We start from the raw sequence: 25092 nt of genomic DNA on the forward strand, positions 1-25092 counted from the left end.
CCACGCAGGAACGGCATGATTTGGGAACCCAAAAGCGCCGCTTCGCATTTAATGGGAGGTGAGGGCCTGACAAGCTGCCGGCGCGTGGGAGGATTTTCCGTCACCGGCTGCGGAGGGACATCCACCACCATGACGTTTTCTCACGCATTCCTTGCGGTCGGCGTCGCTGCCATGCTCGCTGGCACGCCAGCATGGGCCGTCGATCTGTCGATCGTGTCGGGCGATACCGGCGATGGCATCAAGGTGCTGCGCGAGATCCTCGACCGTTACGAGAAAGACAGCGGCAACAAGGTCGGCATCGTCGTCATGCCGGCGTCCGGGACCGACCAGTTCGGCCAGTACCGGCTTTGGCTTGCCGCCGGAAACAGCGACATCGACGTCTACCAGACGGATGTGATCTGGGCGCCGCAACTCGCCAGCCAGCTCGTGGATTTGACCGCAGCGACCAAGGATATCGTGGCTGAGCATTTCCCGTCGATCATCCAGTCGCAGACCGTCGACGGCAAGCTCGTCGCCTTGCCGATCTTTACCGATGCGCCGGCGCTCTACTACCGCAAGGATCTCCTCGACAAATATGGCGCCAAGGTGCCGGCCACCTGGAAGGAACTGGCCGACACCGCCAAGCTGGTCATGGACAAGGAGCGTGCGGCTGGCAATCGGGATATCTGGGGCTTCGTCTTTCAGGGCAATGCCTATGAGGGGCTGACCTGCGACGCGCTCGAATGGGTGATGTCGAATGGCGGCGGCCAGATCATCGAGCCGGACGGCACCATCTCCGTCAACAACAGCCAAGCGGCGGCGGTGCTCGACATGGTCAAGGGCTGGGTCGGGACCATCGCGCCACCCGGCGTGCTCGCCTACCAGGAAGAGGAATCGCGCGGTGTCTGGCAGACAGGCAATGCGGTGTTCATGCGCAACTGGCCCTATGCCTACGCGCTCGGCAACGGCGAGGGCTCGCCGATCAAGGGCAAATTCGACGTGGCGCCGCTGCCGGCCGGCACGGGCGAGGGCGCCCGACCGGTCGGGGCCCTGGGCGGCTGGAATCTCGCCGTCTCCAAATATTCGAAGCATCCGGATGCCGCGATCGAGCTGATCAAGTTCATCGCCTCGCCCGCGATGCAGAAATACCGCACGCTGAAGACGTCCAACCTGCCGACCATCCAGGCGCTGTATGACGATGCCGACATCGCCAGGCAACAGCCGATCGTTCCGCGCTGGAAGCAGATCTTTCTCGATGCGGTGCCGCGCCCCTCGGCCGCGACCAGGATCAAATACAACGAGGCGTCGAGCCAGTTCTGGAACGCCGTGCACAACACGCTCTCGGGCGACGGCACTGCCGCCGACAATCTGGCCGATCTCGAAGCGATGCTGACCAAGTTGAAGGGCCGAGGCTGGTGACGATACTGGGACAGCCACCCGGCGGGACCGCAACGAGCGGAGCGAGATGACAGGGACGGAACCGGAAACAGCCAGGGCCGCGCACTCGCAGTTGACGGCGCAGCGCGTTCGCTCGGCGTGGCTTTTCCTGGCGCCAATGCTGCTGGTGCTCGCCGCGGCGGCCGGCTGGCCGCTTGCCCGCACGGTCTATTTCAGCTTCACCGATGCCTCGCTGGCCGATCTCGATGCGCGCCAATGGGTCGGCTTCGCCAATTATTTCTCGGTGTTCAGCATGCCGAGCGGCAGGACCCTCTATGACGGGTTGCTCGTCGATCCGGTCTGGTGGCGTGCCGTCTGGAACACGGTTCGTTTCACAGTGATTTCGGTGACCTGCGAGACCATCCTCGGCACCATCGTTGCCCTGGTTCTCAACGCGGAATTCGCCGGCCGCGGCATCGTCAGGGCAGCGATCCTGATCCCCTGGGCGATCCCGACGATCGTCTCGGCGAAGATGTGGCAATGGATGCTCAACGACCAGTTCGGCATCATCAATGTCGTGTTGCTCAACCTCGGCCTGATCAGCGCCAAGATCGCCTGGACGGCCAACGCCGACACGGCGATGGCGGCGGTCCTCATCGTCGATATCTGGAAGGCGACACCATTCATGACGCTGCTCATCCTGGCCGCGCTGCAGATGCTGCCGAGGGAGATCATCGAGGTCGCCAGGCTCGACGGCGCCAACCCCTGGCAGATCTTCTGGCGGGTGACCTTGCCGCTCATCCGCCCCGCGCTGATGGTGGCCGTGATCTTCCGCGCGCTCGATGCACTGCGCATCTTCGACCTGATCTATGTGCTGACGCCCAACAATGTGCACACCAAGTCGATGTCGGTGTTCGCCCGCGAGAACCTGTTCGAGTTCGACAAGTTCGCCTATGGCTCCGCCGCCTCGACCTTGCTCTTCCTGATCCTCGCTTTGCTCACCATCGTCACCATCCGGATCGGCCGGATAAGCCTGGACGGAGGCCGCTGACATGTGGATCCTGAAGCGCACGGCCTTTTACCTGCTGGTCGCGGTCATCGTCTTCGTCGCCGTGTTCCCGTTCTACTACGCCATCGTCACCAGCCTGAAATCGGGGACCGACCTGTTCCGAGCCGATCTGTGGCCGACGACGATCCGTCTTGCCAATTACCGGAATGTGCTGACCGAGGGCAGCTTCGTGCGCAACCTCGCGAACTCGCTCTTCGTCTCCGGCGCAGTCGTCGCGTTGTCGCTGTTGCTCGGCGTCACATCAGCCTATGCGCTGGCGCGCATTCGCTTTCGCGGTCGCTCGGCCCTGCTGTTCATCATCCTGTCGGTGTCGATGTTCCCGCAGGTGGCGCTGCTGGCCGGGCTGTTCGAACTGGTCCGCCTGTTCGGCCTCTACAATTCGCTGTTCGCGCTGATCTTCTCCTACATGATCTTCACCTTGCCGTTCACCGTCTGGGTGCTCACCACCTTCGTCCGCGACCTGCCGGTCGAGGTCGAGGAGGCGGCGATCCTAGACGGCGCGACGCCGTGGATCATCATCACGCGGGTCTTCCTGCCGCTGATGTGGCCGGCGCTGGCGACCACCGGCCTGCTGGCTTTCATCGGCGCGTGGAACGAGTTCCTGTTTGCCCTGACCTTCACCTCCAACAACGCACAGCGGACCGTGCCGGTAGCGATCGCGCTGCTCTCCGGCAACTCGCAGTTCGAGATCCCTTGGGGCAACATCATGGCGGCCTCGGTGATCGTCACGGTGCCGCTGGTGGTGCTGGTGCTGATCTTCCAGCGCGAGATCGTTTCCGGCCTCACCGCCGGCGGGGTCAAGGGGTGAGGGGGCGAAACGCTCAGATGTCCGGTGCGTTGCCGATCTTCTTCTTGAGCTCCAGCGCCCAGGCGCGGCCTTCGTCGCCGCCCCACAGCAGCCAGGCAATGTAGCCGGCCGAAGGGTTTTGCTCATTGCCGTAGTTCCTGCCGCGCTTGTCGATCTCGTGGCGGGCGAAATAGCTGACCATGCGGCGAATGGTGGAGGGCGCGAGCTTTTCCCGGTTCTTCAGCTCGGTGGCGCGGGCCACGCCGATCTCGGTGCCGCCGCGGCCGAATTCGCCGCGTAGCCTGAGGCCCTTGGCGGCATTGTCGGCCACCACTTGCGGGCAGCGCAGATCGATCTCGTCGTCGTGCATCTTGTCCCCCGGATCACGCTGCCCGAACAGGTATTACGACATCTCGCCAGGCGCAATGAATGTCGGGACCGATCGCCGCCAAACGTCCTTGGGTCGCAGAGCAACCGCGCCGGGACGCCGGCGCCGCGACTTGAAGGAGCCGATCATGATCACCTTTCCTAACGAATCCGCGAAATACCGCACCGCGCGCGAAAAACTGCTGCGCAAGGAAATCGAGCTGCGCCGCGTCATGGAAGAGGTCGCCGAGGCCCGGCGCGCGCTGCCGCCGGGCGGGCTGATCCGTCAGGACTATGAGTTCGACGGGCTGGATACCGATCGAAGGCCGGCCAAGATTAAGCTTTCGGAGCTGTTCGCGCCGGGCAAGGACAGCTTGATCCTTTACAACATGATGTTCCCGCGCCACCCGCAGGAGAAGCGCGATGTGGCGACCAGCGGCGGCACGGCCAGGCTCGCCCGGCAGGACCAGCCATGCCCTTCCTGCACGGCATTGCTCGATCAGTTCGACGGCGCCGTCGGGCATCTCCAGGCCGCCGGCTTCAATTTCGCGGTGGTGGGCAAGACCGCGCTCGAAAACCTGGTCACGCTCGGCCGCGACCGGGGCTGGCGCAACATGCGGCTGGTGTCTTCGGCTTCCAACAGCTTCAAGCGCGACTACAATGCGGAGGCGGCCGACGGCTCACAGATCCCGCTGCTGTCGGTGTTCCACCGCGACGGCGACGGCATACGCCATTTCTGGAGCTCGGAACTGGATTTCGCACCGACGGAGCCGGGCCAGGACCCACGCGGCCTTGGTACCTGCGAAACGCTGTGGAACCTGATGGATTTCACGCCTGAAGGCCGCCCGAACTGGAACGAGCAGTTGCAATATGGCGGGGCGTGTTGCCACTGAAAGGCAGCTCTGGTCAGCCGCCGCGTTTTAGTTTTCGGAACATGAGTCCCATGGCTGGCTCGAACGAGGGCATCGGCGAGCGTTCGAGTCAGGCACGGATCGGTGGGGCGATTGAGGCGACGTGCGCAGGCTTCTTCCTCATGAGCTGCAACCGGAGTGCCCAAGCGACGTTGGATTGTCCGAGGGACAATTTCAACCGGAGACATGCCATGAAAACGCTTACCATTCTGACCGCAGCAGCATTGCTTGCCGGCGCGCCGGCCTTTGCCCAGTCGAACACGACCGCCACGACCACGCCGCTCGCCACGACGACGAAGGTCGACACTTCGACCTTCATCAAGACGGTGCCGAGCGCCAATGAGTTCGAGATCGAGTCCAGCAAGCTCGCCGAGCAGAAGGCGACCGACGCCGACGTCAAGGCGTTCGCCAAACAGATGATCTCCGATCACACCAAGGCCGGCGAGGAATTCAAGGCGGCGCTTGCCCAGGGCCAGACAACCTCGGCCACAGCGCCGTCCGGTCCGGCCCTGCAGCCCAAGGAGCAGAAGATGCTCGATGAGTTGAAGAGCGCCAGCGGCGATCAGTTCCAGGCGAAATACATCGAAATGCAGACCAACGCCCACAAGGAAGCCGTCGCGCTGTTCAGCGGCTATGCAAAGTCAGGCGACGACCCGGCGATGAAGGAATTCGCCAAGAAGACGCTGCCGACGCTGCAGATGCACGAAAAGCACGTGAAGGAACTGGCGGCCGCGCATCAGGGGTGAGGGCGGTTCAGGTCGGCGCTCTACGGCGCCCCCCTCTGTCCTGCCGGACGTTCGTTATTTGGAAAGCCAAGCAATTGGCTTTCCATCCGCTTCGCGGACCACTCCTCAACCCCCACAGGTGGGGAGATTGGCCGTCGTCACTGTTTTCGCCAATTTTCAACGTTGCAAGATGAAGGCCGGCGCCAAAGCTGCCAATCCCCCTTGAGGGGGAGATGTCCGGCAGGACAGAGGGGGCGCCGTAGAGCGCTACCATGGAAGCCAGCCCGCTTGGCAAACCAACACCACAATGTGGCCCTGTGCCTCAAGGACGGCACGCCCTATACCGATCAAGGCTGAGCGCTGCTCAGGTCGACTTGATCTGCTCGACCGCGGTCACCAGCAGGTCTTCCATGGCGGTGCGTATCTGGGCATCCGACTGGGCGATGCCTGCCGCGTCGAAATCAGCGCGGACCTTGCGGAACACATCGTTGTCGCCGGCCTCTTCGAAGTCCGCGTGCACGACCTCCTTCGCATAGCCGTCGGCATCCGCACCGGATTTGCCGAGCTTTTCGGCGGCCCACAGGCCGAGCAGCTTGTTGCGGCGCGCCATGGCCCTAAACTTCGTTTCCTCGTCCATCGCGAACTTCTTTTCGAAGCCTTCCTGACGGTCTCTCATGCTGCTCATGGTTTGCCTCGTTTAGATGTGAGTCCGGTCTTCAGCCTGGGGGAAGAACGGCAGGAGAGGCGAGAGTGGCGCGCATGGATGTCATTAGCAAGGCAAGGTCGCCGGTGATTGAGCGGGCGCCTGGCGGCAGTGGTCTTCGCCCGATGTGATTTGACGTCGCCGTGCTGTGTCCTACTCTCGAATGCCTCTGGATGAACCGAGGAGACGAGCGATGCAGTTCAACGGAATTCGCGGCGTCTTGCTGACGGCGGCCGTGATCCTTGCAGCCGGCACCGCGGCCTATGCCCATCATGGCTGGTCGTGGACGCAGGACGGGTTTTTCGAACTCAGGGGCAAGATCACGGCCATCTATATCGGCAATCCGCACGCCACGCTGGATGTCGACGCCGAGGGCGAGGCCTGGCGGGTGGAGATGGCGCCGCCGTCCCGCACGATCGCCGCCGGCTTCACGGAGGAGGTGGCCAAGGTCGGCGACGAGGTGACCGCGATCGGCAACCGCTCGCTCGAGGCGACCGAAAAGCGCATGAAGGCGGTGCGCCTCATCGTCAACGGGAAGACCTATGATGTCTATCCCGACCGCGTGCCGCCGGCCTAGATGACGGAGCTTCTCGCCGGCATCGAGCAACTCGCTTTGGCGCGGTGGCTGAAGGCGTCCTTCGTCGCCTACCCCGTGGTCAATGCGCTCCACATCATGTCGATCGGCGCGCTGCTGACCAGCGTCGTTCTCATGGACCTCAGGATCTGCGGCGCTTTCCGCTCGCTGCCGCAAGCGGCGTTCGTCGCGCTGCTGCGCCGCACCGCTTTGGCGGCATTCGTGGGTGCGCTTGTCACAGGCTCGCTGCTGTTTTCGGTCAAGGCGAGCACCTATGCGGCAATGCCGATTTTCCTCGCCAAGATGACACTCATCCTTGTTGCCGGCGTCAACTTCCTCGCCTTCATGCGCTTCTCCCGCGCAACAGATAGCGACGAGCCGGCAGGTGGGACCGTCCTGGCCGTGCTCTCGATTCTGCTGTGGATTTCCGTGTTTTTCGCCGGACGGTTCATCGGTTTTCTCTGATTAGAGCGAGCGCCTGCACTGGCGTTCCGCCAGTGCAGGGATAAGCTCCCTGAAGCACCTGGGTTGTCACCTACAGTTTTTTTGCGAAGAGGACCCCCACCCCTAACCCCTCCCCACAAGGGGGAGGGAGACTTCCGTTGGCGCTGACCTAGGCAAATCGTCTGTCTTTCGGCGCCGAAGAAGAATTTAAAGGCACGCGGCAGCGTTCCCTCCCCCTTGTGGGGAGGGTTAGGGTGGGGGTCCTTCTTCGCAAGAATCCACATGCGATAGCCCTGCCCTTGGGAAGGTTAGGGGGCTCTTCATTAGCGCTAACGCGGCAGCCTGCTGCATACTCAGGGAGAACCACCATGAAGAAAGAAATCATCGAAGTGCCGGTCATGTCGGCGAAGGTGCGGGCGCTCGGCCTGCCGTGTTCGACTGCGGTGAGGGCCAACGGCTTCGTGTTCATCTCGGCGACGCCGCCGGTGGACATGGTGACCGGCGAGATGGTGCGCGGCGATATCGAGGCGCAGACCGAGGCGTCGCTGAAGGCGCTGAAACATTGCCTGGAAGCGGCCGGCACCTCGCTGGACAATGTGGTGATGGTGCGCATCTACGCCGTCAATTCCGGCTTCTACAACGCCATCAACCGCGTCTATGCCAGGTACTTTTCGACCAACCCGCCGGCGCGGAGTTTTGTGCCGGTGGCGTCGTGGCCGATGGAGTTTGACATCGAGATTGAGTGTGTGGCGGTGGCTTGAGTCTCGTGCCCCGTCGAACTGATGCCGATCGAGGACGGCGATGAACGCTACTAAGCTAGACCACTGCGCGGTCTTTGCTATGGCTCTCCCTTGAAGTGGCCATGCGCAGCCCGTCGATATCATTTCTTGCTCTGACGTCGACTGGATGTGCCTGGGTTCGATAGGTCGTTCTTTGCGCGAGTATCGGGCCCTATCCGGGCAGTAGTGGGAAGCGGATCAGATCTCAAAATAATAAACTTGGAGTGATGAGGCGAGCGGCCAATCGACATTGCGATTGCGTGATGCAATCGCTATGGTCAATGCACTAAATTGCCAGATACATCGCAGATGGGGGGTCGACTAGTGAATCTTGATGTTTTTGGGCTAAACTCTCAGATGAGCCCAGACGAGAATAGGCTTGTTAAGAAAAGAGATCTTAGAAATCTGCTGACTTCATACGCGGATGAGGCTGATGTTTTTACCGAAATAATTCAAAATGCTTTAGACGCGATTAGAACCGCTAGCGAAATTGGAATTTACAAGGATGAATCGCCAAAGATAACAATATTTTTGGGTAGAAGAAACAACGAATCTCATTATTTCGCAGTCCAAGACAATGGTATTGGGATGAGTCCTGAGACTGCGGCGAAATTCACGGCGCCCGGCTTCTCGTCTTTGAAGAAAATGGGAAAGACCGTCGGTTACAAAGGAGTGGGGGCGTCGTTTTTCTTCGCGGCTTCCAACCGCATAAGCTTTCGTACAGTTGATCCAACGGGCACGGTAAGCGCAGCAGGTATTATCGGATCACTTCAGTGGGTACTAAATGACACGTCCCCTTTGCCGATCGTAACAGGAGATTTTGACGCCCCTCAGGCAGTTATTGACCGCAATTCAGACAGGCACGGGACAGCAGTTGTTTACTATTTCGATCCGGCGTGGAAGCCTTCCAGTTTAACATACGTGGTTCGGAAGGAAGATGACGCGAATCTTGAAATTGAGCATTGGGCATTTTTTCTCTGCTGCCGTACATCACTGGGGCGAACCCAGGTTCTCAATGGAATAGACGTAGAGGTTGAGTTTGTACTGGATAAAGGGGATGGGGATGTGCATTCTGCAACTTGGCGTACGGGAGATTGGAGTCCGCAAGAGAGAAAGTTAGGGTACCCTTTCCCGCACAAAGTTTTGAAAGTGGCGCATTCAGTAAGAGATATTGAAAATACACCGGACCACTCTAAGACGAAGCACAATCGAAAATACCAGGCGGTACGTGAGTTATTTACAAAAGATCAGATATTGGGCCTTGATCCAAAGATTGATTTTACGCCTGAGGAAGATGCGTTCATTGAAGAGCATCTGGATTTTGTTGAAATATTTTTTGCGTACTCTACAGATATACTTAAAGAAATAAATATCAGGAGTGGATGTCGAGCCGCGCCCATCAGGTATGGCATCAAACTTTCTGTAGACGGAGTTCCTCAGGGGCGCTTCTTGGATTTCGACTTGACGTCCAATCAAGGGCTTGGACGCCAAGCTCATTGCGTTATGGGTTTTTCTAGGCTGGAACTGGACGTTGGGAGAAAGATACCGGCCAATGAGGCTGTGACCGAAGTAGTTAGGAAGATTGGAGTTCGCATGATGACGGTCGTGGGCGAATTTCGGTGGGCCATGCGGATTAAGGATCGCCCAGACATTGCCACTGATCTATCGAACTGGCTCCTGAGTGTGGAAAATCGGTCTAAGCAATCGATTGTCCGGCATTTATTCAAGCTTGCAGAATCACCGTCTCCACTGGAAGTAGACCCCGATAGTGAAAACGATGTCATATATTTGTTTGGGGCGATGATAGCGAAGCAGTTTCTGAAAGGCTACCGAGTTAGAGCTTTGTCCGGCTCGGCGCGGTATGACGGCTTACTTGACATTAATCACAGTGAGAGCACTGATTCGTATAGCGATCCGCTTTCGCGCAGAGATGCTGAGAATACTGTTGATGGCCTTGGTAAGGTTCTTGAATTTAAATATGCCTTTTCTGCGTTAATTGACGATTTCGAGAGTAAGAAGAAGAACCCGAGGGAAATTGACGTGGCGGTCGTGTGGACACTTCCGACACTTGGAGTTAACAGAGGGTCTATCGAATATTGCTATGCCGACAAGGAGGACGTTCGACCAATCTATGGTGGAACACACATTTGGCGAGATGAAAATGACACCTCAAGAATTCCAATAATTTGTCTCCAGCACGTCTGCGCTCTGCTGTCGAAAAGCCTTGAGTCGAAGGAAGGCAAGCCAGGATTTGGGACTGGCGTTTATGAGAAATTTTTGGAGGAAGATCGAGATCAATCGATATAAACTATGGTAAGGGCCAATTGCGGCGAACATCGTTCAGCCAAAATACTCCTGAAGCGGCCTGACCTCCAGGCTCCCCGCCTTCAGCGCCGCAATCGCTTCCGCCACCGCGGCCGCTCCCGATAGCGTCGTATAATACGGCACCTTCTGCATCAGCGTCGCGCGCCGCAGCGACTTCGAGTCCGACACCGCCTTCTGGCCGTCCGTCGTGTTGAAGACGATCTGCACCTGGCGGTTGCGGATGGCGTCTTCGATGTGGGGGCGGCCTTCCAGCACCTTGTTGATTTTTTGGGCGTCGACGCCGTTTTCGGCGAGGAAGCGGGCGGTGCCGGAGGTCGCCAGCACCTTGAAGCCGAGGCCGGCGAGGCGCTTGACCGCCGGCAGGATGCCTTTCTTGTCCTCGTCCCGCACCGAGACGAACAGGGTGCCGGAGCGGGGGAGATCAACACCTGCGCCCAGCTGGCTCTTGGCGAAGGCGAGCGCGAAGTCGCGGTCGAGGCCCATGACCTCGCCGGTCGAGCGCATTTCCGGCCCGAGCAATATGTCGACGCCGGGGAAGCGCGCGAAGGGGAAGACGGCTTCCTTGACCGCGATGTGGCCGGGGTTTCTGGGGTCGGGCATGGCGCCGTAATGGGCGAAAGCGTCTTCCAGCTTTTCGCCGGCCATGATGCGGGCAGCAATTTTCGCGATCGGCCGGCCGATGGTCTTGGCGACGAAGGGCACGGTGCGTGACGCCCGCGGATTGACCTCCAGCACATAGACCGTGCCGTCCTTGATCGCATACTGCACGTTCATCAGGCCGCCGACATTGAGCGCGCGGGCGAGCGCCGCCGTCTGCCGCTCCAACTCGTCGACCAGTTCCGAAGGCAGCGAGTGCACCGGCAGCGAGCAGGCGCTGTCGCCCGAATGGATGCCGGCCTCCTCGATGTGCTCCAATATGCCGGAGACGAAGGTCGACTTGCCGTCGCAGAGGCAGTCGACATCGACCTCGATGGCGCCACTGAGATAGGTGTCGAACAGCAGCGGGTTCTTGCCCAGCAGCGTGTTGATCTGCCCGGTCTTGTCGTTGGGGTACTTCTGCTTGATGTCCTCCGGCACTAGGCCAGGCACGGTGTCGAGCAGATAGGTCTGCAGCATGCCCTCGTCATGGATGATCTGCATGGCGCGGCCGCCGAGCACATAGGACGGGCGCACCACCAGCGGGAAGCCGAGCTCGCCGGCAACCAGGCGGGCCTGCTCGACCGAATAGGCGATGCCGTTCTTCGGCTGGCTGAGGCCGAGCTTGTGCAGCAGCTTCTGGAAGCGGTCGCGGTCTTCGGCCAGATCGATCATGTCGGGCGAGGTGCCGAGGATCGGGATGCCGGCCTTCTCCAGCGCATCGGCGAGCTTCAGCGGCGTCTGGCCGCCGAACTGGACGATGACGCCGACCAGTTCGCCCGAGGCCTGCTCGGCGCGCAGGATCTCCAGCACGTCTTCCGCTGTCAGCGGCTCGAAATAGAGCCGGTCCGACGTGTCGTAGTCGGTGGAGACCGTCTCCGGATTGCAGTTGATCATGATCGCTTCGTAGCCGGCGTCGCGCAGCGCGAAGGCGGCGTGGCAGCAGCAATAGTCGAACTCGATGCCCTGGCCGATGCGGTTCGGACCGCCACCGAGGATGACGACCTTCTTGCGCGACGACACCTGCGCCTCGTTGGCGAGGCTGCCTGCGAACGGCACCTCATAGGTCGAGTACATGTAGGCGGTGGGCGAGGCGAACTCGGCGGCGCAGGTGTCGATGCGCTTGTAGACCGGATGAACGTCGAGCTTTTCGCGAATCTTCGCAATCACTTCCACGTCTGTCTTCGTCAGTGACGCGAGGCGCGCATCGGAGAAGCCCATCGCCTTCAGCATGCGCAGGTTGACGGCGTCCTGCGGGATGCCGTGCTCGCGGATGCGTGCTTCCATGGCGACGATGCCGGCGATCTGCTCGAGGAACCACGGGTCGATCTTGCACATTGCGTGCACGTCTTCCAGCGAGGTGCCCATGCGGATCGCCTGCGCCACCATGCGCAGCCGGTCGGGCGTCGGCGTGCCGAGTGCGGCGCGGATGGCGTTGCGGTCGTCGACATGGTTGGCGGCCCCGTAGCCGAGGCCGGGGATCTCGATCTCGTCGAGGCCGGTCAGGCCGGTTTCGAGGCCACGCAGGGCCTTCTGCAGCGATTCCTGAAAAGTGCGGCCGATGGCCATGACTTCGCCGACCGACTTCATGGCGGTGGTCAGCACGGGCTCGGCGCCGGGGAATTTCTCGAAGGCGAAACGCGGGATCTTGGTGACGACGTAATCGATCGATGGCTCGAACGAGGCCGGCGTGGCGCCGCCGGTGATGTCGTTCTCCAGCTCGTCCAGCGTGTAGCCGACGGCGAGCTTTGCCGCGATCTTGGCGATCGGGAAACCGGTCGCTTTCGAGGCCAGAGCCGACGAGCGCGAGACGCGCGGGTTCATCTCGATGACGACCAGGCGGCCGTCGGCCGGGTTGACGGCGAACTGGACGTTGGAGCCGCCGGTCTCGACGCCGATCTCGCGCAGCACCGCGATCGAGGCGTTGCGCATCATCTGGTATTCTTTGTCGGTCAAGGTCAGGGCCGGAGCGACGGTGATCGAGTCGCCCGTATGCACGCCCATCGGATCGATGTTCTCGATCGAGCAGACGATGATGCAATTGTCCGCCTTGTCGCGGACGACCTCCATCTCATACTCCTTCCAGCCGAGCACGCTCTCCTCGATCAGCACTTCGGTGGTCGGCGAGGCGTCGAGGCCGGACTGGACGATCTCGTAGAATTCGGCGCGGTTGTAGGCGATGCCGCCGCCGGTGCCGCCCATGGTGAAGGACGGGCGGATGATGGCGGGCAGGCCGACATGGTCGAGCGCCTGGGCGGCGATCGCCATGCCATGGCTGATGTAGCGCTGCTTACGGTCGCCTTCGCCGAGGTTCCAGCGGGTTTCCAGCGCGTCGAGCGCGGCGTCGAGATCGGCCGGGGCCTCGGCCTTGACGGCGGCGCGCTCGGCCTCATGCGTCTTGCGGTCGGTGTTCTTGACGTCGGTGGCGTTGGCCAGCATCGACTTCGGCGTTTCCAGCCCGATCTTCTTCATCGCCTCGCGAAACAGCGCGCGGTCCTCGGCCTTGTCGATGGCCGTGGCGTCGGCGCCGATCATCTCGACATTGTAACGCTCGAGCACACCCATGCGGCGCAGCGACAGAGCGGTGTTGAGCGCGGTCTGGCCGCCCATGGTCGGCAGCAGCGCGTCGGGCCGCTCCTTGGCGATGATCTTGGCGACCACTTCAGGCGTGATCGGCTCGATATAGGTGGCGTCGGCCAGTTCCGGATCGGTCATGATGGTGGCCGGGTTGGAATTGACCAGGATGACGCGGAAGCCTTCCTCCTTCAGCGCCTTGCAGGCCTGGGTGCCGGAATAGTCGAACTCGCAGGCCTGGCCGATGACGATGGGGCCGGCCCCGATGATCAGGATCGACTTGATGTCAGTGCGTCTTGGCATGTCAAAGGTCCGTTCGGCGGGCGGCTTGCACAAAAAACCGGGACGGGAAGACCCGGCCGGTTGTGCTCGCGATTCTGGTATCAGGCTAGGAGGGCCTTATAGGGAAGAGTTCTGACTGATGTAACCCCGAAAATGCGAGGTAGGGGAGTAGGGGAATAGGGGAATAGGGGAATAGGGGAATAGGGGAATAGGGGAATAGGGGAATAGGGTGCGTTCGAGGGAATTCCAAACATACTCCCTTATTCCCCTACTCCCTTACTCCCCTAAATTTTAATTCCCCAGCGCCAGCTGATCCGTAATCTCAAACCGCTCGGCCTCGCCGATGCGTATCATGTTGAGGCTGCCCTCCCGAGTGAAGCGGAAATTGCCGTCCGCGTTGGAACCGGCCGGCTGGCCGGCACGGAAGGAGATGATGCGCGTGCCGCCATCGGGCCAGGTCACAGTGATGTTCACCTTGTCGGCGGTGTGCATCACGCTGACCTTGCAGCGCTCCATTGGCTGGCCGACATAGCGGGCGCAGGGAATCTCGGGGCCAGAAGCCATCGTCGGAGCGGAATCAAGCGGGACGTCAGGCGCCGCCAGTGCCAGTACATACGCATCCTGCATCGCGGCGCGGCCGATTTCCGCGGCCGATTTCGGCGTGCTTTCGGCTGCCGGACCGGCGCCGCCAAGCCGCGCTGTCAGGTCGGGCGGTGCGACCGGCGCGCTATTGGTGGCCTGCGATTGATCCGGCGCCGAGGCCTGCCCGGCCTCATTGGCGCTGCCGGTGGAGGCAACCACCGGCGCATCGGCCGGTCTTGTCTCGCCTTCGACATAGGGGGCCGGATTGAGGGGAATGAGATAGCGCGCCGGCGCCCAGCCGCGCAGCTTCTCCTTGCCCGTGCTCTCGATCTTGCACCATTTGTAGCCGTTGATGTCGTTGCAGCCGAGATTGGTGACCATGTCGCCGCTGCTCAGCCGCGCCTCGACCGTGGCGACCGGCGATGCGGTGGTGCGGACCTTGAGAAGGTCGTCCGGCGCCAGGCCGGTGACGACGGAGATGACGAGGTCCGGCGCCTGTTGGGCCATCTCTTCAGCCATAGCGGGGGCAATCACCGGCCATGCCGTCATCAACAGCGGAGCAGCAATCAGCGCATGCAGGGTTGTTCGGAGCGTAACTGTGCGCCTCATCGTTTGGCCATGCCGCGGCGGATCGAGCCCGCCGCAGCCCGGCCGGTTTTATAAGGGACGACGCGGCGCCATGTAAGCCCGAAAATTCGGCTCGCCGTTTCGCCGGTCTCAACCCGGACCGCCAGGCCGTGAGGCAGCTCAGCTGGACGGGCGTGAACGCGCAAGAGCGTTCAGCCGGGCAGGGGCATGAACCCTGTTCTGAGCGCGTGAGCCCATTCCGGCCGGCCCGCCTGTTCGGCTTGCCTGGCGGCCGCCTCGTGGTCGTAGTCGACGGCGATGGCCTCGAAGCGGTCGGACTGGCCGTTGCTGCCCAAGGTGACGATTCCGTAGCGCGCATGCGGCGAGCCCTGCTCGGAGACATGCGCCGGCGGTGTGGAATCGTCATAGGCGGGGCAGCCGATGCTGCCCGGGTTGAAAATGACGGGACCATCGGGGACGCGGATCAGTTCCGCGCGGTGGCTGTGGCCGCACAGCGCGATGCGGCAAGCCGGGTCGAGCGCCTTCAGCCGCCGCCGGATCGCCGTCAGCGGCGCACGCACCAGCTGGCCATTGACGATGGTATCGGCGAGATATTTCTCGTCATGGTCGGGACGGGCGTGGAAAGCGATGATTCCGGGTGCGATCTCCAGCGTCAGCGGCTGGACGAAAAGCATCTGGCGCTGCGTCTCGGTCAGCCGCTCCTGCGCATAGGCGTCGGAGGGCCACATGGTGTCATCAGCGGGGTCGGCGGCGACACGGCGGTCGTGGTTGCCGCGCACTGTCGGCAGGTTCAGCGCCTCCAACCGCGCAAACGTCTCGCGCGGCCAGAGCGGGCCGGAAACGCTGTCACCCAGGTTGACGGTCAGGTCGGCGCCGCCGCGCCGCTTCAGATCGTCAAGCACGGCGTCGAGCGCCAGCACATTGCCGTGGATATCGGCGAGGACGGCGATGCGCATTTTCGGGAGGCTCCTGTGTGACGCCGCTTTTCCTTTTCCCACGTCCGTAAGGCGAGGAACCCAAATTCTTCGGCGTTCAGGCGTGGATTTCGATGTCGTGGCCGCCGACCGCCGGCACTGCCGGATCGTCGCCGGCGGCGGCGATGACGCTGTCGAGCAGGCCGGGGAAGCGGGCGTCGAGATCGGCGCGGCGCAGTGTGATCATGCGGTTGGTGCCGACCACCTCGGCACGGGTGACGCCGGCCTCGCGCAGTTTGGCGAGGTGGTAGCTCAGATTGGTCTTCGAGCCGAAATCCAGGAACTGGCTGCAGTTCAGCGGCACGCCTTGCTTGCTGGCGAGATAGCGCACGATGGCGAGCCGGGTCGGATCGCCGAGCACGCCAAGCACGATCGGCAGGCTGATCTGGTCCGTATTGGGGTGTGGCAAGGTCATGGCTCGAAACTAAGCACAGTCGGGTCCGATTTCAACGCATCCATCATTGTTGGCCCGCACGCGGCCTTTCTCCGTCTCGCGCCGACCTGTGCTGACACAGGGCTGTCAGGAAGGTTCAGCTATTTTTCCCTGGCTTCATTGACATGATGCCCTATTATGTCCAATTGTTCAATAACTTTTGAACTAAGGACATCCCGCCATGGACAAGCGCCTTTTCTGGCTAGCGCTCGGATCGTTTACGATCTCGACCGAAGGCTTCGTCATCTCCAGCCTTCTGCCCGACATCGCGGCGGATGCCGGCATCTCCATTCCGCTGGCCGGCACGCTGATCACCGCCTTTGCGCTCGCCTATGCGATCGGCACGCCGATCCTGGCGACGCTGACAGGCGAATGGGACCGGCGCCGCGTCATCCTGTGGACGCTGGTGTTCTTCGTGCTCGGCAACATCGCCGCTGCCTTGAGTTCCTCCTTCGAACTGCTGCTGATCGCGCGCATCGTCATGGCGCTGTCGTCGGGCCTGTTCGCCGCAACCGCGCAAGGCACCGCGGTGGCGCTGGTCGATGACCATCACCGGGCGCGTGCAATCGCCGTCGTCGTTGGCGGCACTACGGTGGCCGTTGCCCTGGGTGCGCCGCTGGGCGCGCTCGTTGCCACCGTTGCCGGCTGGCGCGGCACCTTTTTTGCCATCGCCGGCCTTGGCGCGCTTGCGGGCGCGATCCTGTGGTACCGGCTGCCGCGGGGCATCGTTGGCACCAGGTTGCCCTTGAAGCGCAGGCTGGCGGCAGCGCTGCGTCCCGGCGTGATGCCGATCCTGTTGACGACAGTGCTGGCGCTGATCGGCGCCTTCACCGTCTTTGCCTATGTCGCGCCGCTTGCCATCGAGGGCGGCGGTCTCAGCCAGATCGCGCTGCCCGGTATGCTGCTCGCCTTCGGCGTCGGTGCCGTCATCGGCAACATTGGCGGCGGCCAGGCCGCCGACCGGTTCGGCGCGACCCGCACCGTCGGCTGGTCGCTGGCGCTGAGTGCCGGCATGCTGGTCCTGCTATCGGTCATCCCGACCTTTCTGCCGCCGCATATTGCCGGACCGGCGCTGATGGCGATGATGGTGCCGTGGGGCATCGTCGGCTGGGCCTTCCCGCCGGCGCAGGCCAGCCGCATCATCAAGCTGGCGCCCGACGCCGCCCCGATCGTGCTGTCGCTCAATGCCTCGGCGCTCTATCTCGGCGTGGCGCTGGGCGCCGTGGTCGGTGGCGCCGTGCTGCGCTACGGCGCGCCGGCCGATCTCGGCATGGTCGCCGCGATCTTCCCGATCGTCGGGCTTGGCATCGTGGTGGCCGGCCGCTGGGCGGCTCGGCCCGTGGCGATGCCTGCCGAGTAATCTCTTTGAAAGCCGTCGGCCGGCTCAGCTGGCCGGGGGCAGATCAAAATCCAGCGCGGCGATGTCATCCAGCGCCCCGCGCAGCTTTTCAGCCTTGTCCCTGCCGACGACATCCTCGAAACGCTGCTGGGCGATTTGCCACAGCTTCATCGCTGCCTCGAGCTTGGCCAACCCTTGCGGCGTCAGCCGCACACGCTTGACGCGGCGGTCCTCCGGATCGGCGAAAGTCTCGACATAGCCGTCGCGGATCAGTGGTTTCAGCGTATGGCCGAGCGCCGACAGGTCCATGATCAGCGACGTGGCGATAGCCCCCATCGCCGGCTCGGCGCCGATATGGATCTGGTAGAGCAGGCCCTGCTGCGTCGCCTTGAGGCCTGACGGCTCCACCACATCATCATAAAACTTGCCGAGCTTGCGCGCCGCACGGCGCAGCGCGGCGTTGTTGCAGAGCGTGAGGCCGGGCAAGCTGTCCTTTGACATGATGGTCCTTGGCGCCGGCGAATGAGGCCCGGCTGCACCCCTCAAATAATCCTCGTCCGCATCATTGACAAGATAGTGGCATATGCCTACTTCACGATTAGTGGCATATGCCACTAATTCAAATCAAGCGGCTTTCCGGCAGCGCGGCAGATGCCACGGCGCCGGATCAGTCGAAGCGAACCAGATCAGTCGAAGAAGGAACAGGACAATGAGTGGACAGGGCAACAAGGGCACGGCGGTCGTCACCGGTGCTTCGTCGGGCATCGGCGCGGTCTATGCCGACCGGCTGGCGGGGCAGGGCTACGATCTGGTGCTGGTGGCGCGGCGCGCCGACCGGCTGGAGGAACTGGCCGGGAAGCTGCGCCAGACCTATAGCCGCAAGGTCAGCGTGATCAGCGCCGACCTCTCCAACGACGACGACGTCCGCCGCGTCGAGCAGGCGATCGCCAGCGACGACAGCGTGACGCTGCTGGTCAACAATGCCGGCCTTGGCGGCCAGTCCGTGGTGGCAACCGCCGATGCGGACGCTGCCGAACGCATGATCAAGGTCAATGTCATCGCCCTGACGCGGCTGACCCGTGCCGTGCTGCCGGGGTTTTTGGCGCGCAACCGAGGTGCGGTCGTCAACATCGCCTCGGTGCTTGCCTATGAGACCTCGTTCGGCGGCATCTACAGCGGTACCAAGGCCTATGTCGTCAACTTCACCGAGGCTCTGCACCGCGAGGTCGCGGGTACGGAGGTGAAGGTGCAGGTGGTGCTGCCGGGCGCGACACGGACCGATTTCTGGGAGCTTGCCGGCAGCGATATCGACCAGCTTCCGAAGGAAATCATCATGACGGCCGACGATATGGTCGATGCGGCCCTTGTCGGCCTTGCCAGGGGTGAAGCCGTCACCGTGCCGGCGCTCGCCGAGCCGGCCAAGCTGGACATTTTCCTCGGTGCCCGGCAGGCCTTCTACGGCAGCCTGCACGCCGACAAGCCTGCGGCCCGCTACGCGGCTTGAGGGTTTCGAGGCCGATAGCAGAAACTGGGTTCCTCGCCCCCACGTGAGTGGGGGAGAGCGACTATCTGGGGTGTCAAGTTGCAATTACGAACTCGTTGCGCGCATCGCGTGCTTTTGCATTGAGGATGACCAGGAGTTTTCTGGCGAGCGCGATGCGGATGAGCATTTTTGGCTTTCCCGCCTGTTGCAACCGTTGAGCGAAAGCTTTGAGATGAGGATCGAATTTGGCCACGATAGCTGCGACGATGAAGAGGATGCCACGCGGCCCGGCGCGTCCGCCTCGCACATGCCTGTTGCCGGTGCGCTTGCCGCTATCGTTGGCGAAAGGAGCCAGGCCTGCCAGCTTGGCGATGGCCTTGTTGGAGATGAGGCCGATCTCGGGCAGTTCGGCCATCAGACGGGCGACAGTGCGTCCGGCTACGCCCTTGAGCGAACGAAAGGCTCGCTCCAGCCTGGCCCACAGCGGATCGTCATCGATCATCGAGGCAATCTCGCCTTCCAGGCGCCGTTGCTCGCGCTTGAGGAAGGCCAGCGTCGCCTCGATGCTGGCGCATACCTCGGCGTCGCATGCGGCACTTCTACGCTGCTTGTTGATGGTCGCATCGCCGACAATCTGGCAAAGCCGGCCAACCAACGCGGTAAGCCGCTGTTAGGCAGCGCTTGGCGGTGGCGTCGGCACCGTGTTCTTGACTGCGCCGTAATGGGCGATGACAGCGGCGTCGATCCTGTCGGTCTTCTCCAGATAGCCCATCGCCTCGGCGAAACGGCGCACGCTCTTGGCATTGACCACGCCGCACGGCATGCCGTGCGCCCACAAGAGCATGAACCCCAGCCGTTCATAGCCGCCCGATGCCTCCATCACCGCAAGGGCTGCGCCATGGCTGCGGCAGAACAGCCAAAGAGCTGCAATCCCCGCCGCATCGTTGGCGAAGCGCGCTGCCGCTCCGCCAGGCCGGACATGCGCGTCCAGCCAATCTTTCGAAACATCAACTCCACAAATAATCCTGTTCACGGTAACCTGCCTTGTGCGTACGGTTGGAACCAAGCGACTGTTCGGTCGTGCGTGACGAAGGCGAAGATCCCAAGCTCTCCCGCGGTTGTAACCTCAGGTGGTACGGGCGACTTCGCCAAGCCAAGGTCCGGGCGGCCGCCCGGACCTTGGCTCAATCGCTCTAATCCCACGAAATCTCTCTCGTGTAGATACAAGGTGGCTCGGCGAAGCCGAGACGGAGAGGGGGACTGGCTCGACGGAGATCAAGTTTCAAGAAGTATCCGCCCTACGAAGCCCCCTCTCCGACCGCTTCGCGGCCACCTCTCCCCCGCGTTGCGAGGGCGAGGAACCCAGGTTCTGCAAGGCCGCGCTTTACGCCGTCCGCCACATCGGAATGATCGAGGCGGCCAGCACCAGCGCCAGCACGATGTTGAGCGCGCGCCATTGCCATTCGGTCTTGAGCAGCCGCGCCAGCACCATTCCGGCCACGCACCACAGCGACAGCGAGGCGGCCGCCGCGAGGCCGAAAGTGGCGCCGAGCAGCAGCGCGAGCTGCATCGGCCCGCTGGCCAGCGCCGCGAACGAGGCCGCGGCGCCCAGCCCCATCGCCCAGCCCTTCGGGTTCATCCATTGAATGCCGGCGCCGCCGAGAAAGCTGTTCGGCCTGGCCATGCTCACATCCAGATTGGGCGGTCCGCTGCGGCCGATCTTGATCGCCAGCCAGAGGAGATAGAGCGAGCCGATGACCTTCATGGCCAGTTGCAGCGAAGGCATGGCAAGCAGCAGACCGGCGAGCCCGGCGGCGGCGGCACCCGTCACCGTGGCGAGGCCGGCGGCGCTGCCGACCAGCAGAGGCACGGAACGGCGAAACCCGAACTGGGCGCCGGACGCCGTAGACAGGGTTGTGGCGATGCCGGGCGTGGTGGTGGCGACGATGGCAAACAGGATGAGCGGGAGAATGGGCTCGAGCATGCGGCGTCCTCTGTCAGGGCTGCGATCGTAGCTGCGCGCGAACTTCAGTAAATGCAATGTTTGCCATGGTCGGCATTAGGATGGATAATGCCAGCCATGATCCGAAATCTCGACATGGCGCTGATCCGCACCTTCATCACCGTCGCCGACAAGGCCAGCATGACGGCCGCGGCCAATGCGCTGCACCTGACGCAAGGTGCTGTCAGCCAGCAGGTCAAACGGCTGGAGGAGGCGTTTGGCTCGAGCCTGTTTAGGCGCGACCGGCGTGGCTTGCGGCTGACGCGCGCCGGTGAACAGCTGTTCGGCAGGGGCAAGCGGTTGCTGGCCTTGAATGACGAGATCTGGGCCGAGATGGCTGGGACATCGGTAGCCGGCCAGGTGCGGCTCGGCGTGCCCTACGACCTTGTCGGCACCTTGCTGGCGCCGGTGCTGAAGACCTATGCCGAGACCTATCCGCAGGTCGAGATATCGCTGGTCTGCGCCTCGTCGCCGGAATTGGATGCCGCCCTTGCGGCCGGGACCATCGACCTTGCGGTGATCGAGGAACGCGTCGGCCCGTCGGCCGGTGAGTGCCTTGCAATCGACCGGCTGGTCTGGGTCGGCGCCAAGGGCGGCGTTGCCCGCGCCAGGCGGCCGCTGCCGGTTTCGATCGTCGCCGACACCTGCGCCTTCCGCCCGGCGGTGCTGGCGGCGCTCGGCGAGCACGGGCTGGAGTGGCGCACCGTGTTCGAAAACGGCAACATCGACGCGACGACGGCGACGGTGCGCTCCGACCTCGCCGTCACCGCCTGGCTAGCCTCCACGGTTCCGGCGGATCTCGACATATTGCCACCGGAGTCCGGCCTGCCGCCACTGCCGAATTTTGCCATCAACCTGCATCTGCCGAGGCATGGGGTAGGGCCGGCGGCGCAGGAATTCGCACGCCATATCCGCGATGGGCTGGCACGACGGCCGGTGGCGGCTTGAGAGACTTCTCAGAACTTGGGTTCCTCTACCCCGTCGATCGGGGGAGAGGAAAGGGTGCAAAGGCCGTCCTGCTACTTCCAGTTCTTGCGCCGTTCGAGCTCGGCGTCGGACGGCTCCCCTGTGACAAACGACCCAACCTTGATCTCGCCCGATCGTTCGTAGGTCGCCATGATGACGCCGGTGCTGGTTGCCTGCGACTTGATGAGCTTGAAGGCGGCCGGCATCGCGCTGTCGCCGAACAGCCGCTTGCCCTTGCCCAGCAATAGCGGGAAGATCATCAGCCGAATTTCGTCGATCAGCCCGTTGGCGAGCAAAGTCTGGATCAGATCGCCAGATCCCTGGATGAGCAGGTCCGGCCCATCCTCCTGCTTGAGGCGGCGCAACGTCGCGATGATATCGGCTCCGAGCGCTTGCGTGTTCTGCCAGGTGAGGGTGTCAGGCCGATGCGTCGCCACATATTTGGTCGCGGGGTTGAAGGCATCCGCGATCGGATCTTTCTGATACGGCCAGTAGGCGGCGAAGATGTCGTAGGTTCTGCGGCCGAGCAGCAGGGCGAAAGGCTTGGAGAACAGTTCATCCATCGCCGCGGCCCCCGCCTCGTCAACGTAATGGAAGGTCCAGCCGCCGAACTTGAAGCCGCCGGCCGGATCCTCTTCCGGGCCGCCGGGTGCCTGCATGACGCCGTCAAGGCTGACGAATGTCGCAGAGATGATCTTTCTCATTCCAATGCTCCCGTTCTTCGATCCACGCCGTCGTGGCCGGACTTCAGCCCAAGGACGGGCGACGAGCCACCGGTCCGACAGGACATATGAAATTTTGGCAAACCACCATCATTTGCGAGGCCCGGGGTGGAGATCTTCCGACGAGAACCAGACATCGCCCGATATGGCGGTGGCGGTGTCGTCCGGTGCCCTGTCCTGGACCAGCCAGATCGAGCGGCTGCGCGCGGCCTGCTCGCGCGTCGGGATCCTCGACGCTGAGTCTGCGAGCGAGGCGCCGACACAGGGAATGAACCACGATCGCATGAACGGATCGCAGGCGAAGCCTTTTTGCGTGCGGATCACCATCACCGCCAGTGGGACGCGCTCGGCCGGGCGCCAGGGGAAGATCATGCGGCCGCCAGGTCGCAGCGCCTTCAGCCACCCTGCTGGTGGCGCTGCGACGCCAGCATTGACATAGATGATGTCGGATGGCGGCAGGGGCGTCGTCACCGCATCGCCATGGACGACCGTTGCATTGCCATATGCTTCGAGATTTTTGCGCGCCAGATCGGCCAGTTTTTCGTCGAGTTCGAAGCCGGTGACGGTGCCGCCTGGTAAAACCAGCCTGGCCAGCACGGCGGTGTAGTAGCCGGTGCCGGCGCCGATATGAGTGACGGCCTCACCAGGTTTAGGCGCAAGCTTTCCGATCCACATGGCGTGCAGGAAGGGCTCGCCATTGTTGATGCCCTTGTCGTCGTCGAGCGTCACCAGCACGTTCTGATAGATATGAGCCGGGTCGGCGCTCGGCGTCGTGACCTTGCCGTTGCCGGCGATGACCGTCCACGGCCCGGGACCGAGAAACGCTTCGCGTGGCACCTCGGCGAAAGCCGCTTCCAGGCGTGGGTCGGGCGAGCCGGCATTGGCGACCAGCAGCCGCGCGTAGAATTTCCTGATGTCTTCGATCCGGGCCATGCTGCGGGACAACATAGCGCGGATTGCCAATTTGTCGCGAGGCTACCCTCTGCGCAGAGGGTAGTCGATTTCCCGGCGAGGCGGAGCTTAGCCGATCCCGAACAGGGTGTCGTAGAGCAGCTTGAAGTTGAGCCCCAGGATGACTGCGGCGACCACCCAGGCAAGGGCGGCGACGCCGCGCGGAATGGCGAGATTGCCCATCTTCTTCTTGTCGGAGACGAATTGCACCAGCGGGACGACTGCGAAAGGCAACTGCATCGACAGGATCACCTGGCTGAACACCAGCAGCTGGCCGGTGCCCTTTTCGCCATAGAGCGCGGTGACGACCACCACCGGGATGATGGCGAGGCCGCGCGTCAGAAGCCGACGTGCCCAGTTGGGGATGCGCAGGCGCAGAAAGCCTTCCATGATGATCTGGCCAGCAAGCGTCGCCGTCACCGTGGAGTTGAGGCCGGAAGCCAGCAGCGCCACCGCGAACAGGATCGAGGCGATGCCGAGGCCGAGCAGCGGCGACAGCAGCTCGAAGGCTTGGCCGATCTCGGCAACGTCCTGATGGCCGGTGTTATGGAAGGCGACCGCCGACACGATGAGGATCGAGGCGTTGACGAACAGCGCCAGCATCAGGGCGATGGTCGAGTCCGTCGTTGCCCATTTGATGGCATCGCGCTTGCCCTTGTCGGTGCGTTCATAGGCGCGGGTCTGCACGATCGAAGAGTGCAGATAGAGATTGTGCGGCATGACGGTGGCGCCGATGATGCCGATGGCGATGTAGAGCATCGCCGGATTGGTGACGATTTCCGACGACGGCACGAACATGGCATGCAGGATCGAGCCGGCCGGCGGGGCGGCGACGAAGATCTGGATGGCGAAGCAGCTGAAGATGATGATCAAAAGCGCGATGACGAAGGCTTCGAGATAGCGGAAGCCCTTGTTCATCAACAGCAGCACGAGGAAGGCATCGAGCGCCGTCAGCATGGCGCCGCCGATCAGCGGAATGCCGAACAGAAGTTGCAGCGCGATCGCCGTGCCGATGACTTCGGCCAGATCGCAGGCGATGATGGCCAGTTCGCAGGCGATCCACAGCACGAAATTGACTGGACGGGGATAGTAGGCGCGGCAGGCCTGGGCGAGGTCGCGGCCGGTGGCGATGCCGAGCCGTGCCGCCAGCGCCTGCAAAAGGATCGCCATCAGGTTGGACAGCATGATGATGAACAGCAGCGTGTAGCCGAACTGCGCACCGCCGGCGAGATCCGTCGCCCAGTTGCCCGGGTCCATATAGCCGACCGAGACCATGTAGCCGGGACCCATGAAGGCGAACAGGCGACGGAACCAGACGCCCGAGCTTGGCACGGCGATTGTGGAATTGACTTCGCGCAGGCTGGGCTGCTCGTCCTCGTCGGGCCTGGCGAACCGCCATGAGGAACGGGAGGCTGTGGCTTCGGCTTCAGACATGAAGGAGGGCTTTCCGCGAGACTGGACGATGTTGCCTCAAGCTATGCCATGGCTCAACATTATGCAATATGCTATATTTCATTGTCG

At 62.6% G+C, this 25092-nt stretch carries 23 protein-coding genes and 1 pseudogene; 12 read left to right on the top strand and 12 right to left on the bottom strand.

Annotation, left to right across the window (positions count from 1 at the left end):
* The first annotated feature begins 129 nt into the window (after positions 1 to 129).
* The 3 genes from NKI66_RS15010 to NKI66_RS15020 are packed head-to-tail and all read left to right on the top strand — an operon-like array spanning position 130 to position 3233.
* Positions 130 to 1398 carry an ABC transporter substrate-binding protein gene (locus NKI66_RS15010; protein WP_352721592.1) on the top strand — a complete coding sequence of 423 codons (1269 nt, stop codon included), beginning with the start codon at positions 130 to 132 and terminating at the stop codon, positions 1396 to 1398.
* A 46-nt stretch (positions 1399 to 1444) separates the two neighbouring features.
* Entirely contained in the window at positions 1445 to 2407 is a 963-nt protein-coding gene (locus tag NKI66_RS15015) for a carbohydrate ABC transporter permease (protein ID WP_023809716.1), read from the top strand.
* Between the two features lies 1 nt (position 2408).
* Positions 2409 to 3233: a carbohydrate ABC transporter permease gene (locus tag NKI66_RS15020; protein ID WP_023809715.1), complete on the top strand. Its 825-nt coding sequence runs from the start codon at positions 2409 to 2411 to the stop codon at positions 3231 to 3233.
* A 13-nt stretch (positions 3234 to 3246) separates the two neighbouring features.
* On the opposite strand, the gene NKI66_RS15025 is transcribed toward NKI66_RS15020, so the two are convergent.
* Positions 3247 to 3582 (bottom strand): hypothetical protein, encoded by a 336-nt coding sequence (locus NKI66_RS15025; protein ID WP_023809714.1) that lies wholly within the window; start codon positions 3580 to 3582, stop codon positions 3247 to 3249.
* A 145-nt stretch (positions 3583 to 3727) separates the two neighbouring features.
* Here NKI66_RS15025 and NKI66_RS15030 point away from each other — a divergent pair, with 145 nt between their 5' ends.
* Positions 3728 to 4471 (top strand): DUF899 family protein, encoded by a 744-nt coding sequence (locus tag NKI66_RS15030; RefSeq protein WP_023809713.1) that lies wholly within the window; start codon positions 3728 to 3730, stop codon positions 4469 to 4471.
* A 209-nt stretch (positions 4472 to 4680) separates the two neighbouring features.
* Positions 4681 to 5235 carry a DUF4142 domain-containing protein gene (locus NKI66_RS15035; RefSeq protein ID WP_023809712.1) on the top strand — a complete coding sequence of 185 codons (555 nt, stop codon included), beginning with the start codon at positions 4681 to 4683 and terminating at the stop codon, positions 5233 to 5235.
* Between the two features lie 343 nt (positions 5236 to 5578).
* On the opposite strand, the gene NKI66_RS15040 is transcribed toward NKI66_RS15035, so the two are convergent.
* Positions 5579 to 5899, bottom strand: coding sequence for a DUF1476 domain-containing protein (locus tag NKI66_RS15040; RefSeq protein ID WP_023809711.1), 321 nt, complete (start codon positions 5897 to 5899; stop codon positions 5579 to 5581).
* Positions 5900 to 6110: 211 nt separating this feature from the next.
* Here NKI66_RS15040 and NKI66_RS15045 point away from each other — a divergent pair, with 211 nt between their 5' ends.
* From NKI66_RS15045 to NKI66_RS15060, 4 genes are all read left to right on the top strand, one after another.
* Positions 6111 to 6494 (top strand): DUF6152 family protein, encoded by a 384-nt coding sequence (locus NKI66_RS15045; protein WP_023809710.1) that lies wholly within the window; start codon positions 6111 to 6113, stop codon positions 6492 to 6494.
* The gene (locus NKI66_RS15050) at positions 6495 to 6956 is read left to right on the top strand and encodes a DUF6644 family protein (protein WP_023809709.1); all 462 of its coding nucleotides are present in this window, start codon (positions 6495 to 6497) and stop codon (positions 6954 to 6956) included. It begins immediately after the preceding gene.
* Positions 6957 to 7303: 347 nt separating this feature from the next.
* On the top strand, positions 7304 to 7696 hold the full coding sequence (locus tag NKI66_RS15055; RefSeq protein WP_023809708.1) for a RidA family protein: 393 nt from the start codon (positions 7304 to 7306) through the stop codon (positions 7694 to 7696).
* 342 nt (positions 7697 to 8038) lie between these two features.
* The gene (locus NKI66_RS15060) at positions 8039 to 10021 is read left to right on the top strand and encodes an ATP-binding protein (protein WP_352752091.1); all 1983 of its coding nucleotides are present in this window, start codon (positions 8039 to 8041) and stop codon (positions 10019 to 10021) included.
* Positions 10022 to 10054: 33 nt separating this feature from the next.
* Here NKI66_RS15060 and carB read toward each other — a convergent pair whose 3' ends face one another.
* From carB to NKI66_RS15080, 4 genes are all read right to left on the bottom strand, one after another.
* Positions 10055 to 13552, bottom strand: a complete 3498-nt coding sequence (gene carB / locus NKI66_RS15065) for a carbamoyl-phosphate synthase large subunit (protein ID WP_352752093.1) — start codon at positions 13550 to 13552, stop codon at positions 10055 to 10057.
* Between the two features lie 270 nt (positions 13553 to 13822).
* On the bottom strand, positions 13823 to 14722 hold the full coding sequence (locus NKI66_RS15070) for an SH3 domain-containing protein (RefSeq protein WP_352752095.1): 900 nt from the start codon (positions 14720 to 14722) through the stop codon (positions 13823 to 13825).
* A 170-nt stretch (positions 14723 to 14892) separates the two neighbouring features.
* Positions 14893 to 15657 (bottom strand): metallophosphoesterase family protein, encoded by a 765-nt coding sequence (locus tag NKI66_RS15075; RefSeq protein ID WP_352752097.1) that lies wholly within the window; start codon positions 15655 to 15657, stop codon positions 14893 to 14895.
* A gap of 76 nt (positions 15658 to 15733) precedes the next feature.
* Positions 15734 to 16090 carry an ArsR/SmtB family transcription factor gene (locus NKI66_RS15080; protein WP_352440434.1) on the bottom strand — a complete coding sequence of 119 codons (357 nt, stop codon included), beginning with the start codon at positions 16088 to 16090 and terminating at the stop codon, positions 15734 to 15736.
* Between the two features lie 199 nt (positions 16091 to 16289).
* Here NKI66_RS15080 and NKI66_RS15085 point away from each other — a divergent pair, with 199 nt between their 5' ends.
* Positions 16290 to 17468 (top strand): MFS transporter, encoded by a 1179-nt coding sequence (locus NKI66_RS15085; RefSeq protein WP_023809702.1) that lies wholly within the window; start codon positions 16290 to 16292, stop codon positions 17466 to 17468.
* A 24-nt stretch (positions 17469 to 17492) separates the two neighbouring features.
* Here NKI66_RS15085 and NKI66_RS15090 read toward each other — a convergent pair whose 3' ends face one another.
* Positions 17493 to 17948 carry a MarR family winged helix-turn-helix transcriptional regulator gene (locus NKI66_RS15090; RefSeq protein ID WP_352752100.1) on the bottom strand — a complete coding sequence of 152 codons (456 nt, stop codon included), beginning with the start codon at positions 17946 to 17948 and terminating at the stop codon, positions 17493 to 17495.
* Positions 17949 to 18156: 208 nt separating this feature from the next.
* On the opposite strand from NKI66_RS15090, the gene NKI66_RS15095 reads away from it, so the two are divergent.
* Positions 18157 to 18951: an SDR family NAD(P)-dependent oxidoreductase gene (locus NKI66_RS15095; RefSeq protein ID WP_128305500.1), complete on the top strand. Its 795-nt coding sequence runs from the start codon at positions 18157 to 18159 to the stop codon at positions 18949 to 18951.
* Positions 18952 to 19024: 73 nt separating this feature from the next.
* On the opposite strand, the pseudogene NKI66_RS15100 reads toward NKI66_RS15095, so the two are convergent.
* A pseudogene (locus NKI66_RS15100) lies at positions 19025 to 19963 on the bottom strand (IS110 family RNA-guided transposase).
* Positions 19964 to 20314: 351 nt separating this feature from the next.
* On the bottom strand, positions 20315 to 20914 hold the full coding sequence (locus NKI66_RS15105) for a LysE family translocator (RefSeq protein WP_023809698.1): 600 nt from the start codon (positions 20912 to 20914) through the stop codon (positions 20315 to 20317).
* Between the two features lie 96 nt (positions 20915 to 21010).
* Here NKI66_RS15105 and NKI66_RS15110 point away from each other — a divergent pair, with 96 nt between their 5' ends.
* Positions 21011 to 21880 (top strand): LysR substrate-binding domain-containing protein, encoded by an 870-nt coding sequence (locus NKI66_RS15110; protein WP_352752202.1) that lies wholly within the window; start codon positions 21011 to 21013, stop codon positions 21878 to 21880.
* Positions 21881 to 21951: 71 nt separating this feature from the next.
* Here the strand turns inward: NKI66_RS15110 and NKI66_RS15115 are convergent, their stop codons facing one another.
* The 3 genes from NKI66_RS15115 to NKI66_RS15125 all read right to left on the bottom strand — a co-directional run bounded on the left by NKI66_RS15115 (position 21952) and on the right by NKI66_RS15125 (position 25005).
* Positions 21952 to 22602 (bottom strand): dihydrofolate reductase family protein, encoded by a 651-nt coding sequence (locus NKI66_RS15115; protein ID WP_023809696.1) that lies wholly within the window; start codon positions 22600 to 22602, stop codon positions 21952 to 21954.
* 108 nt (positions 22603 to 22710) lie between these two features.
* Positions 22711 to 23553, bottom strand: a complete 843-nt coding sequence (locus tag NKI66_RS15120) for a protein-L-isoaspartate O-methyltransferase family protein (protein ID WP_023809695.1) — start codon at positions 23551 to 23553, stop codon at positions 22711 to 22713.
* 87 nt (positions 23554 to 23640) lie between these two features.
* Entirely contained in the window at positions 23641 to 25005 is a 1365-nt protein-coding gene (locus NKI66_RS15125) for an Nramp family divalent metal transporter (protein ID WP_023809694.1), read from the bottom strand.
* Positions 25006 to 25092 lie beyond the last annotated feature (87 nt).

It is taken from the genome of Mesorhizobium sp. M0518 (assembly GCF_040321125.1).
In the GTDB taxonomy this organism is placed as follows: Bacteria; Pseudomonadota; Alphaproteobacteria; order Rhizobiales; family Rhizobiaceae; genus Mesorhizobium.